The organism is Paraburkholderia aspalathi, assembly GCF_900116445.1.
GTDB classification, from domain to species: domain Bacteria; phylum Pseudomonadota; class Gammaproteobacteria; order Burkholderiales; family Burkholderiaceae; genus Paraburkholderia; species Paraburkholderia aspalathi.
This window is the reverse complement of sequence record NZ_FPBH01000010.1, coordinates 218590-231098: the sequence shown is the minus strand read 5'-3', so window position 1 is coordinate 231098 and position 12509 is coordinate 218590. Positions and strand designations below refer to the sequence as shown.

Here is a 12509-nt window from a genome sequence, read left to right as displayed (position 1 = left end):
GAAATATTCAGTAACCCGTAAGTAACAATGGATAGGAATGACGAAAGATTTGACGCGCAAATGCGACGGACGGCAAACCTGAAGAACCAAAAAGCAGAAAGCCCTCACGAAGGAGGGCTTTCTGTTTTACTACCGTTTCCAGACATCATTGCAGCGATCTGTTCGGATCTCCAATTTGATTGGATATCCGAACTATCCTGTCACGCTGCAACCGGCAAACTTACGCGAAGTTCTTCGACGCGAATGCCCAGTTGACGATGTTCCAGTACGCTTCAACGAACTTCGGACGCGCATTGCGGTAGTCGATGTAGTACGCGTGTTCCCACACGTCGATCGTCAGCAGTGCCTTCGCATCCGTGGTCAGCGGCGTAGCTGCGTTGCTCGTCGACACCAGGTCGAGCGAACCGTCAGCCTTCTTCACCAGCCATGCCCAACCCGAGCCGAACGTGCCGACTGCTGTCTTGGCGAATTCTTCCTTGAACTTCTCGAACGAACCCCACTTGGCGTTGATCGCGTCAGCCAGTGCGCCGGTCGGTGCACCGCCGCCTTGCGGCGACAGGCTGTTCCAGAAGAACGTGTGGTTCCACACCTGAGCAGCGTTGTTAAAGATGCCGCCCGATGCCTTCTTGACGATCTCTTCGAGCGACAGGTTCTCGAACTCCGTGCCCTTGATCAGATTGTTCAGGTTGGTCACATAGGTCTGGTGGTGCTTGCCGTAGTGATACTCGAGCGTCTCTTCCGACATGTTCGGAACGAGTGCGTTTTTTGCAAACGGCAGCGGCGGGAGCGTATGTTCCATGGTGCTTTCCTTGTGTCTGTATCTGTTGTGGGGGAGTCTGCGGATAAGGCTTTAGAGCACTCGATTGTAGGCGAGTTGGAATAACCCCGCAAACCAACGGACTTTATGTCCGGCATCGGCGAACATGCCGCACACATAGCGTAATTAGTGCCTTCGCACGGCGTGTGCCCGGTCTCGGCGACGGTCAAAAATGCGCTTTGGCGCGCCATCGGCGAAGTGTCAGAAACCGTCGGTCAGGCGCGGTTGGACGTCGGCGAGGGCAATGTCCGCCGCCCCTTCGGCGAGATGCACCGTAAGGCGCCGACCCGGCTTCAGTGACGACGGCGCACGCACCGCACGGCCGCTCTGCGCGTCGAGCACGGCAGCATAACCACGCTCCAGCGTGCGCTGCGGGCTCAGTACTTCGAGCCGGGCAGCCAGTGTGTCGATACGCGCGGACTGACGTTCATGCTGGCGTAACAATGCAGCGTCCAGGCGCTGCGAGAGCATGCCGAGCTTTGCCTGATGCGCGGCGAGATCCGGGCGCCAGCGCTGCCAGCGCATCTGCAGCAGAGAAAACCGCGCTCGGGCGTCGCGCACGGGACGCGCGCCCGCCGATGCCAGCCGCACGCTCAATTGCTGCAAATGCGTGCGCTGCCGCGCGAGCCGCTCGGCCGGTGACACGAGCCGGCGCGCGAGCCAGTCGAGTTGTTGGGCGCGCCGCTCCATCATGCGGCCGAAGCCACGGGCGAGCGTCGCATGCCGATGATCGAGCTCGCGCAGCAACAGCACGCGCTGCGGGCTGACGAGTTCGGCGGCGCCGGTGGGCGTCGGTGCGCGCACGTCGGCGGCAAAGTCGGCGATCGTGAAATCGGTTTCGTGACCCACACCGCTCACCACCGGGATCGCGCTTTCGGCGATCGCGCGCGCCAGCACTTCTTCGTTGAACGCCCACAGGTCTTCAATCGAGCCGCCGCCGCGGCACACGATCAGCACATCGACTTCGCGCCGCGAGTTGGCCGCATCGACCATCGCGGCTACTTTGGCGCTGGCGCCCACGCCCTGCACCGGCGCCGGATAGACGATCACCGGAATATGCGGGGCGCGGCGCGACAAGGTGGTCAGGACGTCACGCAATGCGGCGGCCTGTAACGACGTCACGATACCGATCGCCCGTGGATGGGCCGGCAAGGCGCGTTTGCGTTCGGCGGCAAAGAGCCCCTCGGCTTCGAGTTGCGCCTTCAGCCTGAGAAAGGCTTCGTAAAGACGCCCCTGCCCCGTGCGGCGCACCGCTTCCACATTCAGTTGCAGCTCGCCGCGCGGCTCGTACATCGTCACCAGCGCGCGCACTTCGATGCGATCGCCTTCGCGCGGCGTGAACTCGGCGTATTGCGCGCGACCGCGGAACATCACACAGCGCATCTGCGCCTGCGCGTCCTTGATCGAGAAATACCAATGGCCGCTCGCGGCACGCGTGAAGTTCGACACTTCCCCGGACACCCAGACGAGCGGAAACGAGCGTTCGAGCATCGTGCCAATGGCACGGTTGAGCGCGGAAACGGGGACGACAACTTCACCGCCGGGCGTAGCCGACGCGGAAAAAGGGCTTTCGGGATTCATGCGAGGAATATCGGTGACTGGCCAGACAGACGATAGACCGAGTGGCCATCGGCGTCCAGCACAGCAGACGAATTGTTAAAAGTGTCCACATGTCGGGAGCCGTTAGACGAATGCCGCCAGATCGCCCGCCAGGTCGCGTGAATTGGAAGCATGTCCTTGATTTATATGGATTTTGCATCTCGTTAAAGAGCACGATTGCCGATACGGAGCGCTCGGCGCGGCCCTCTCAGCCTGTTGACTGGCAGGTTCTCCACAAAGTTATCCACAGGCTGTGGGCGTCGTCCGGAACCGCCACTTGCCGCGCGGCGCGAGGTGCGTGACTTGCCGGGCGGGACGTGCGCGCGCTAGAGTGGCGGGTTCGACAGCATGTTGAAAGTCCGCCGCGCTCGCGATTACAGCCCATAGACTGCACACTGCGGGCACACCGCGCGAGCGCATCGGATATAGCCACTGTCTGACCTTTTCGCTTCACTTTTCGATTGTCCGGAGAACCGCGTTGATGCTTGCACCGCGTATTGCACCTGGCGCTTCCATGCCGCCGTCCCGGCCCCTTTCGCCTGCTCTTGCGGCTTGCCGATGAGCGGACTGAGCGACCGTCTCGAAACACGCCTCGCGCGCGAGTGGCAGCAGCGCGGACCGCTTGCGTGGGCGCTGACGCCCTTCGCGTGCGTGTTCGGCGCGATTGCCGCCGCGCGCCGCGCCGCTTTCTCGTTCGGCTGGCTGAAATCCGTGCGCATCGGCGTGCCGGTGGTGGTGGTCGGCAATGTGACCGTCGGCGGCACCGGCAAGACGCCGACCGTCATCGCCCTGGTCGAAGCCTTGCGCGCCGCCGGCTTTAAGCCCGGCGTGGTGTCACGTGGCTATGGCGCGCGCGTCAAAGGACCGACGCCGGTTCTCGCGACGTCGGCGGCAAGCGTCGGCGGTGACGAGCCGCTGCTGATCGCGCGCCGCACCGGCGCGCCGGTGTGGGTCTGTCCGGATCGCGTCGCCGCCGCGCAGGCGCTGTGCGCCGCGCATCGCGAAATCGACGTGATCGTCAGCGACGACGGCTTGCAGCACTACCGCCTCGAACGCGATGCCGAACTGGTGGTCTTCGATCACCGGCTCGGCGGCAATGGTTTTCTGCTGCCGGCCGGTCCGCTGCGCGAGCCGCTGTCGCGCCATCGCGATGCGACGCTGATCAACGACCCATATGCCCGCACGCTGCCCCCATGGCCGAACACGTTCGCGCTGCAACTTGCGCCCGCCGACGCCTGGCATCTCGACAATCCCGCTCTGCGCCGCCCGCTCGCGCAATTCAGCGGCGAGCGCGTGCTGGCCGCGGCCGGCATCGGCGCGCCGGAACGTTTTTTCGCGACGCTACGCGCGGCCGGCCTCACGCCCGCCACTCGCGCCTTGCCGGATCACTACGCGTTCGAACGCAATCCTTTTGCGGACGTCGACGCGGACGCCATCCTGATAACTGAAAAGGATGCGGTAAAATTAGGGTCCTGGCACGACGCGCGCATCTGGGTTGTCCCTGTCGAAGCCGCGCTCGATCATCGCCTCATTGCATTAGTTGTGGAGAAAGTCCGTGGACGCTCGCCTGCTTGAAATTCTCGTCTGCCCGATCTGCAAGGGCCCGCTCAGCTACGACCGTTCTGCGCAGGAACTGATCTGCAACGCGGACAAACTTGCCTATCCGATCCGCGACGGCATTCCGGTGATGCTGGTCGACGAAGCACGCCAGACCGTGGAAGGCACGCCGGTCGACCTGAATCCGGGCTCGGTGGCCTGAATCAGCTTTTGCCCGACGCGAGGCGGGTGCGGCGCGAGACCATTCAGCGCGCCGCGCGTGTCTGATCCGCAATCGCCGCATTTGCCGTCTTGTTGTCCGTCTTTCCCATCAGCGCCCGCCCTGCACTTGCGAGCGCTTTCTTCCGGTTTCATCGCCGCTCGTCCTTCCGATGACCAACGCTAACGCCACCACTCCCCCGTTCATCGCCGTCGTGCCGGCCCGGCTCGCTTCGACGCGTCTGCCCAACAAGCCGCTCGCCGACATCGGCGGCAAGCCGATGGTGGTGCGGGTCGCCGAACGCGCACGCGAATCGGGCGCGCAGCAGGTGCTGATCGCCTCCGACGCACAAGCGGTGCTGAATGTCGCCCGCGAGCACGGTTTCGAAGCCGTGCTGACGCGCGCCGATCATCCGTCGGGCACCGACCGCCTCGCGGAAGTGGCGGCGCAGTTCGGCTGGAGCGACGAAACGATCGTGGTGAACGTTCAGGGCGATGAGCCGCTGATCGACCCAGCCCTCGTGTGCGGCGTGGCGTCGCACCTGGCTTCGAGCCATGGTTGCGCGATCGCCACCGCCGGGCATCCAATCACCGACCCCGCGGAAATTTTCAATCCGAACATCGTCAAGGTCGTGCTCGATGCGCGCGGCGTCGCGCTGTATTTCTCGCGCGCGCCGATTCCGTGGGCACGCGACGCGTATCAGCCGCATTGGCCCGACGTCGCGTCGATGCCCACGCCGCCGGCCCCCGCAGTCGTCCACCGGCATATCGGCCTGTACGCGTACCGCGCCGGATTCCTGCGCTCGTATCCGGGTCTCGCGATCTCGCCGATCGAACAGGTCGAAGCGCTCGAACAACTGCGCGCGATGTGGCATGGTGAGCGAATCGCCGTGCTCGTCACGCAGAATGCGCCGCTGCCCGGCGTCGACACGCCCGCCGATCTCGCGCGCGTGCAGGCTTTATTCGGGGCTTGAGCGGAAAAACCCATGGCATAATCGGACGGTTGTGCGCGCCTCCCTTTAGACGCGAGAGTCAGGGTTTGCCCCGGTCGCACCGTTGTGGTCTTGCAGCGCCGTCGTGTTCGACGTGCAGCGCGAGACGCGAAACGGAACCCGATGCGGGTCCCTCGACGAATCGCGGGATGGCTGCAGCGTCACCAAAGAATTCACATAGATCTGGAGATATCACATGCGTTTGATCCTTTTGGGTGCGCCCGGCGCGGGCAAGGGCACTCAGGCAAACTTCATCAAGGAAAAATTCGGCATTCCGCAAATTTCCACCGGTGACATGCTGCGCGCGGCCGTCAAGGCAGGCACGCCGCTCGGTCTTGAAGCCAAGCGTTTCATGGATGCCGGCGAACTGGTCACGGACGAGCTGATCATCAATCTGGTGAAGGAACGCCTGCAGCAACCGGATTGCGCGAACGGTTATCTGTTCGACGGTTTTCCGCGCACCATTCCGCAAGCAGAAGCTATGAAGCAGGCAGGCGTCGCGATCGACTACGTGCTGGAAATCGACGTGCCGTTCGAAGAGATCATCGTGCGTATGAGCGGCCGCCGCTCGCACGCCGCGTCGGGCCGTACGTACCACGTCAAGTTCAACCCGCCGAAGGTCGAAGGTGTGGACGACGTGACGGGCGAACCGCTGATCCAGCGCGACGACGACAAGGAAGAAACGGTCAAGAAGCGCCTCGACGTGTACGTTGCGCAAACCAAGCCGTTGATCGAGTACTACAACAACTGGGCGCAAAACGGCGACCCGGCGACTTCGCTGACGGCACCGCAATATCGCCGCATTTCGGGCCTCGGCTCGGTCGACGAAATTCGCAACCGCGCGTTCGATGCGTTGAAGTAATCGCGCATCCGCCGTTGTTGGTCGAAAAACCCGCCCGTTCTGGCGGGTTTTTTATTGCCCGCGGCGTGGCGTGGCGTTCGCGTTTCTCCGGTCTCCGTCGTCCATCATGCCCCGCATTGATTAGCCATCCGTAGCAGTTCCGCGGCGCTATGGGTTTTCGACCGCCAGAGGCCCCACCCGGCCGGCATCCCCCGCCGCTTCGCTTTCCGCATTGCAGCATAGCCGTTACAATCGATCATCGAAAAGATATTCGATCGAGACATTACTGAACTGAAGCAAAGGAGAAGACATGGAGATTCGTGACAACGTATTCCTGATCACCGGCGGTGCATCGGGTCTCGGCGCGGCCACGGCGCACCTTTTGGTCGAAAACGGCGGCAAGGTGGTGCTGGCCGATCTGAATCAGGATGCCGGAGAGGCGCTCGCGAAGGAACTCGGCGGCGTGTTCGTCAAGTGCGACGTAAGCCGCGAAGACGACGCTACGCAAGCGGTCGAAGCCGCCACGAAGCTCGGCACGCTGCGCGGCCTCGTCAATTGCGCGGGCGTTGCGCCCGCCATCAAGACGGTCGGCAAAGACGGCCCGCATCCGCTCGAGTCGTTCGCTCGCACCATCTCCATCAATCTGATCGGCACCTTTAACATGATCCGGCTCGCCGCCGCGGCCATGTCGAAGAACGAACCGAATGCGAATGGCGAGCGTGGCGTGATCATCAACACGGCATCGGTGGCCGCGTATGACGGCCAGATCGGCCAGGCCGCCTACGCTGCGTCCAAGGGCGGCGTGGTCGGCATGACGCTGCCGATCGCACGCGACCTGTCGCGCAACGCAATCCGCGTAATGACGATTGCACCAGGCATCTTCGAAACGCCGATGCTGCTCGGCATGCCGCAGGAAGTGCAGGATGCGCTCGGCGCGATGGTGCCGTTCCCGCCACGCCTCGGCAAGCCGGCCGAGTACGCGATGCTGGCCAAGCAGATCTTCGACAATCCGATGCTCAACGGCGAAGTGATTCGCCTGGACGGCGCGATCCGGATGCAACCGAAGTAATGATTTACCCGGCGCGGCGCTTTATGCGGCTGCACCAATGAAAAACGCCTGCACCGCATGAATCATATGCGTCATGTGCAGGCGTTTTGTTTTTACCGGTAGGCCGGAAAGCGACTCTTAGTCGCGATCGTCGTACTGAGTGCGCTGACGCAATTCGTGCAGCTGCGACTCCACCACCGTCGCGTCCTCCGCATCCGGCCGGTCGCCGAGATATCGTTCGAGGTCTTCGAGCGCCGGGCGCAGATAATCGAGCCGCGCGTAAGCGAAACCGCGATCGCGCACCTCTTCGATACTGTCCGGCAGCAGAATCACGAGACGCTGCTGCACCGCCAGCAGACGTTGCCAGCGTTCCGTCTGAAGATACGTGGATTTCAGATTGCGCAGCATGCGAGCGATGATCTCGCGGCGCGTGGCCGGCTGCAGCAAGATGCGCAGCGCCCTGCTCACCGACTCGCCCGCCGACGCCACATACGGCTCCAGCATGTCCACCATCTGCGATTCGGACAGCGAATGCCCGCTAGTCGGATCGAGCATCACGTCGCCATCCGGCGTGGTGACGCGCAACAGGAAGTGGCCCGGAAACGACACACCGCGCGCCGGGACGCCGATCTGCTCGGCCATCTCCAGATACAGCACCGCCAGCGAAATCGGAATGCCGCGGCGCCGCTTGAGCACCATATTCAGATGGCTGTTGTCGGGATCGTAATAATCGTTGAGGTTGCTGGCGAAACCCAGCTCGCGGAAGAAGAAACGGTTGAGAATGCCGACCTTCTGCCTGATGTCGGCATCGTCCGGCATGCGGCGCTGCAAACGCAAAACCAGCTCGTCGATCTCGGCCAGCGTGCCTTGCAAATCGAGATCGGGATAAGCGTCCTGCGCGAGCGAGAGCGCCGCCTCGGTCAGCGGCAGGCTGTCATCTTCGGCAACCAGCGTACTGAAATAGTCGAGAACTCGCGTCATCGTGATCACTTCACTCGCCTTTTGAAATACGCGTACTTGAAGCCCATCAGCCAAAGCATACCGAAATATAGCGCGGCGAACAGTACCAGGCACGCCCCCAGCAACACGATCCGGTCGACCGGCCGGTTATGCATGCCGATCCAGTCGAAGCTGATCGCAAGCCAATGCATCGTGCCGGCCAGCACCAGACAGGCGCCGAACAACTGCACGAAGAACTTCAACCAGCCGTTCGACGGCATGTAGATGCCACGCTTGCGCAGGCCGAGGAACAGGAACAGCGCGTTGACGCAAGCGCCCAACCCGACGCTCAGCGTGAGACCGGCATGCGCGAAGATCGGCACGAACAGATAGTTGCTCAGTTGCGTGACGATCAGCACGCCGATGCCGATTTTCACCGGCGTCTTGATGTCCTGTTTCGCGTAAAAACCCGGCGCGAGGATCTTGATCAGAATCAGGCCAATCAGGCCGATGCCGTAGGCCGACAGAGCGCGGCCAACCATGACCACCGAGTTGCCGTCGAACTTGCCGTAGTGGAACAGCGTCGCGGTGAGCGGCTGGGCGAAGAAGAACAGCGCGACGGCGCTCGGGGCGGCCAGCAGAAAAGTGACGCGCAGCCCCCAGTCGAGCAGCGACGAATACTCATGTGGATCGGCGTCCACGTGTGCCTTCGAGAGGCTCGGCAGCAGGATCGTGCCGAGCGCGACGCCGAGCAGCGCAGTGGGAAACTCCATCAGCCGGTCGGCGTAATTTATCCAGGAGACGGCGCCCGGGCCGATGCGCGACGCAATATTAGTGTTGATGATCAGGCTGATCTGCGCGACCGACACGGCGAACATGGCCGGCACCATCTTCGACAGCACCCGCTTCACGCCACGGTGCGCGAGCGCCTTCAGCGGATTCAGGCCGATACGCGGCAGCATGTCGATCTTCTTCAGACCGGGCAGTTGCACGACGAATTGCAGCACGCCGCCGGCGATCACCGCCCACGCGAGCGCGTAGACCGGCGTTTGCAGGCGCGGCGCGACAAACACTGCCGCAACGATGAACGCGACGTTCAGCAGGACCGGGGCGAACGCGGGCAGCGAAAAGTTCTTGTACGTATTCAGCACGCCCGACGCCAGCGACGTCAGCGAGATGAAAATAATGTACGGGAACATGATGCGCGTCATCGTGACCGCTAGCGCATAGGCCTGGCCTTCATGCGCGAGCCCTGACGCGACAATGAACACGACGCCCGACGCCCCCACCACACCGATCAGCGAGAGAATCGCGAGCGCCCAGGCCAGTACGGTCGAGGTCGCGTCGACGAGCGCCTTGGTGGCGTCGTGTCCTTGCTGGTTCTTGAATTCGGCCAGAATCGGCACAAAGGCTTGCGAGAAAGCACCCTCGGCGGAAATGCGGCGCAGCAGATTGGGAATGCGGAAGGCGACGTAAAACGCGTCAGTATATTGACTGGCGCCGAACGCGCGGGCGATCAGCGTTTCGCGGGCCAGTCCGGTCACGCGCGACAGCAGCGTGAAGCCGCTGACCGTCAGCAGGGCTCGGAATAGATTCATGGGGCGCTTATTATACGGGTGCCGCAGGTGCGGACGACGAGCCGGAACGCGAATCGGACCGATTTGCGCCGCAGACGTTCGGTCGGATGAGCGGATCGGGTTGTTTTTTGTTGCTTGCCGCGGATTCCGCGAGTCGCACCCTCGCTGCCGCGCTTGCCCGTTGTGGCGGCGCCAAGACGTTCGTGAATCGCCGAAACTCGCCAAAACTAACAGAATCCCCAGCGAGGCGCGCCGACCCGGCGTATCAGAATTGGCGATTCCTCGTTGCCACGTGCCTGATTTTGTTGCTATAATCGCCGGTTTCGAAGCTCGCTCAATTTTCGGACGGGTTTTCGAGGAGGTTCGGGCACGCAGTAGGCAGGCGTCGCTCCAGCGGCGCGCAAGCCATATTGAGGCGCCAACCAGCCTCGAAATACACCGGAACACGGGCCCGCCTTCGCGTAGGCCGATCGATTTTTCGAATTATTTCGACACTTTTGCGCTCTTGGGCAATCGCTTCCAAGAGTTCGATCTAAAAGCAGCACCTCACCACTTGAAGGTCAGGTACTGGAAACAGGAACAGGATAAGGAACCGTCATGGCTAACTCCGCACAAGCACGCAAGCGCGCCCGCCAGGCCGCCAAGGCAAACTCGCACAACTCGGCACTGCGCTCGAAGTTCCGCACGGCTATCAAGGCTGTCCGCAAGGCAATCGAAGCAGGCGACAAGGCTAAGGCCGTCGAGATCTTCCAGGCATCGTCGAAGACCATCGACATCATCGCCGACAAGAAAATCGTTCACAAGAACAAGGCAGCTCGTAACAAGAGCCGTCTGGCTGCAGCCCTCAAGGGTCTGCAAGCACCCGCAGCGCAGTAAATTCGGTCAGCCCGCTTCGGTGGGCTACCTCCTGTTTCCGCTGCTACAGAAAAGCCCGCTTCGGCGGGCTTTTTTGCTTGGCCCGACGGAAACGGACGCTGACTCACGCCTGCTCGCGAGTCAGTTGGCTGCACATCGAAGCCACCCGCCTTGAAGCCAATGCTTCAGGCGCAAAAAAACCCGCCAATGGCGGGTTTTTCTTTTGCCGATCCGGCCCGGCTAGCTCGCGTTAGATCACGTGCCTTTTCTCTTGCGGCGTAGCGTGCTCGAGTTGCAACTCGCAAGCCTCGGTCACGAGAAGGTCATTATCTTTCGCGAAGTTGAGAACGAAATCGAAGGCCATCGGCTCGATGTCGCGCAAGCGCGAATCGAGAATCACGCATTTGAGGTCACCGATCATGGTGGGCCGGACATACAACGAGTATTGCAGGTAAGCATTCGGGCCCCTGCCCCGTGGGCTGGGACCAAAGCACGCCATGACGCCTGCGAGCCGCTCCGACCAGTCACTCGGCCGAAACTTTTTTCCGGTCGAGGTGATGCCCTGAATGAAATATTCGGTTGGAGCTGCTTCGGCCATGTAGGAATACCTGTGTGACTGCCCAGCGGGATGACGGCAAAGCTGACTGCAAAGCGGCTTTGGGATGCCTGAACACGTTGGCCGCGCCTGAATGGCGAGCTGCGCCGCCAGAAACCACGAAGGGCCAGATAAGCCGTCTCGGCGCTCATCTTGACGGCGCATCGCGACGAAACTTTCCGGAGTGCGCGAGCCGTGTCCCGCAAGCTTAATACCGGCCTGCTGGGCTTAGGGATAACCGGTAGATTATAGCGCAGCGGACCTTTTTCCGCAGCGCACACAAGCCTCGTTTGAACGTTGCGAAAGGCTTTCAGACAGCTTGCCTGGCCTTTTGGCCGACTCGTCAAACGGGGCGAAATCCTTTATGCTGCATTGAGTTACCACAAAAGACGGCGGCGCCGTCCGGCAATCCTGCCGGGTGAGACCGCCGTATTTGTTTCATGACCGCCAAGAAAATTCGCCACTACCTGCAGTTCAAGGATTTCTCGCTGGAAGACTACGAGTACGTGCTGGAACGCGCGCGCATTCTGAAACGCAAATTCAAGAACTACGAGACTTACCACCCGCTGCACGACCGCACGCTGGCGATGATCTTCGAGAAAAACTCGACACGCACGCGCCTGTCGTTCGAAGCCGGCATCTTCCAGCTGGGCGGCCACGCCGTCTTCATGAGCACGCGCGACACGCAACTCGGGCGCGGCGAGCCGATCGAAGACGCCGCGCAAGTGATCTCGCGCATGGTCGACATCATCATGATCCGCACGTTCGGCCAGGACATTCTCACGCGCTTCGCCGAGAATTCGCGCGTGCCGGTGATCAATGGGCTGACCAACGAATATCACCCGTGCCAGGTGCTGGCGGACATCTTCACGTATTTCGAACATCGCGGTCCGATTCGCGACAAGACGGTTGCGTGGGTCGGCGATGCGAACAACATGCTGTACACGTGGATCGAAGCCGCCCAGATTCTCGGTTTCAAGCTGCGCCTGTCCACGCCGCCGGGTTACAAGCTCGACCACGCCATGGTCGCCACTGAAAGCGCCCCGTTCTATCAGGAATTCGACGACCCGAACGAGGCCTGCACGGGCGCCGATCTGGTCACCACGGACGTGTGGACCAGCATGGGCTTCGAGGCAGAAAACGAAGCCCGCAAGAAAGCCTTTGCAGACTGGTGCGTCGACGCCGAAATGATGGCGCGCGCCAATTCTGACGCATTGTTCATGCACTGCCTGCCTGCCCACCGCGGCGAGGAAGTCAGCGCGGAAGTGATCGACGGCCCGCAAAGCGTCGTGTGGGACGAAGCGGAAAATCGTCTGCACGTGCAAAAGGCGTTGATGGAATACCTGCTGCTCGGCAAGCTGAATCACTAAGCGAGCCGGCTACGCAGCACCTGCGTGAAGCGTGACGGGGCCTTGAATACGAGGCAAGGCATCCACGTTTAACGCCACGCATCGAGCCGGCGTCCGCGAAAGCAAACGGAACCGGCTCACC

Annotated in this window: 12 protein-coding genes; 7 read left to right on the top strand and 5 right to left on the bottom strand. The window is 62.0% G+C overall.

The window, feature by feature from the left end; translation table 11 throughout:
• Positions 1–220: 220 nt before the first annotated feature.
• Together BM438_RS17910 and xseA are read right to left on the bottom strand one after the other, a co-directional pair.
• A complete protein-coding gene (locus BM438_RS17910; protein ID WP_054034297.1) occupies positions 221–799 on the bottom strand; it encodes a superoxide dismutase in 579 nt (192 codons plus the stop codon).
• A gap of 219 nt (positions 800–1018) precedes the next feature.
• Complete coding sequence (xseA, locus tag BM438_RS17905) at positions 1019–2398, bottom strand: exodeoxyribonuclease VII large subunit (protein WP_093635720.1); 1380 nt, start codon at positions 2396–2398, stop codon at positions 1019–1021.
• Between the two features lie 576 nt (positions 2399–2974).
• Here xseA and lpxK point away from each other — a divergent pair.
• The 5 genes from lpxK to BM438_RS17880 all read left to right on the top strand — a co-directional run bounded on the left by lpxK (position 2975) and on the right by BM438_RS17880 (position 7073).
• Positions 2975–3991, top strand: coding sequence for a tetraacyldisaccharide 4'-kinase (gene lpxK, locus BM438_RS17900; RefSeq protein ID WP_093635718.1), 1017 nt, complete (start codon positions 2975–2977; stop codon positions 3989–3991).
• Positions 3972–4175 carry a Trm112 family protein gene (locus tag BM438_RS17895; protein WP_006050060.1) on the top strand — a complete coding sequence of 68 codons (204 nt, stop codon included), beginning with the start codon at positions 3972–3974 and terminating at the stop codon, positions 4173–4175. Before lpxK ends, BM438_RS17895 begins: the two co-directional genes overlap by 20 nt.
• Before the next feature lie 169 nt (positions 4176–4344).
• Positions 4345–5145 (top strand): 3-deoxy-manno-octulosonate cytidylyltransferase, encoded by an 801-nt coding sequence (gene kdsB, locus BM438_RS17890; RefSeq protein WP_093635716.1) that lies wholly within the window; start codon positions 4345–4347, stop codon positions 5143–5145.
• A gap of 214 nt (positions 5146–5359) precedes the next feature.
• Complete coding sequence (adk, locus tag BM438_RS17885; RefSeq protein ID WP_054034304.1) at positions 5360–6025, top strand: adenylate kinase; 666 nt, start codon at positions 5360–5362, stop codon at positions 6023–6025.
• 289 nt (positions 6026–6314) lie between these two features.
• Positions 6315–7073: a 3-hydroxyacyl-CoA dehydrogenase gene (locus BM438_RS17880; RefSeq protein ID WP_093635714.1), complete on the top strand. Its 759-nt coding sequence runs from the start codon at positions 6315–6317 to the stop codon at positions 7071–7073.
• A 117-nt stretch (positions 7074–7190) separates the two neighbouring features.
• Here the strand turns inward: BM438_RS17880 and BM438_RS17875 are convergent, their stop codons facing one another.
• Both BM438_RS17875 and murJ read right to left on the bottom strand, forming a co-directional pair.
• Positions 7191–8033, bottom strand: a complete 843-nt coding sequence (locus BM438_RS17875; protein WP_093635760.1) for a SirB1 family protein — start codon at positions 8031–8033, stop codon at positions 7191–7193.
• Positions 8034–8038: 5 nt separating this feature from the next.
• Positions 8039–9589 (bottom strand): murein biosynthesis integral membrane protein MurJ, encoded by a 1551-nt coding sequence (gene murJ / locus BM438_RS17870; RefSeq protein WP_093635712.1) that lies wholly within the window; start codon positions 9587–9589, stop codon positions 8039–8041.
• A gap of 576 nt (positions 9590–10165) precedes the next feature.
• Between murJ and rpsT the strand changes: the two genes are divergently transcribed.
• Positions 10166–10444, top strand: a complete 279-nt coding sequence (rpsT, locus tag BM438_RS17865; RefSeq protein ID WP_054034306.1) for a 30S ribosomal protein S20 — start codon at positions 10166–10168, stop codon at positions 10442–10444.
• Positions 10445–10673: 229 nt separating this feature from the next.
• Here rpsT and BM438_RS17860 read toward each other — a convergent pair whose 3' ends face one another.
• Positions 10674–11021, bottom strand: a complete 348-nt coding sequence (locus BM438_RS17860) for a DUF3579 domain-containing protein (RefSeq protein ID WP_054034308.1) — start codon at positions 11019–11021, stop codon at positions 10674–10676.
• A 437-nt stretch (positions 11022–11458) separates the two neighbouring features.
• Here BM438_RS17860 and argF point away from each other — a divergent pair, with 437 nt between their 5' ends.
• A complete protein-coding gene (argF, locus tag BM438_RS17855; RefSeq protein WP_093635710.1) occupies positions 11459–12388 on the top strand; it encodes an ornithine carbamoyltransferase in 930 nt (309 codons plus the stop codon).
• Positions 12389–12509 lie beyond the last annotated feature (121 nt).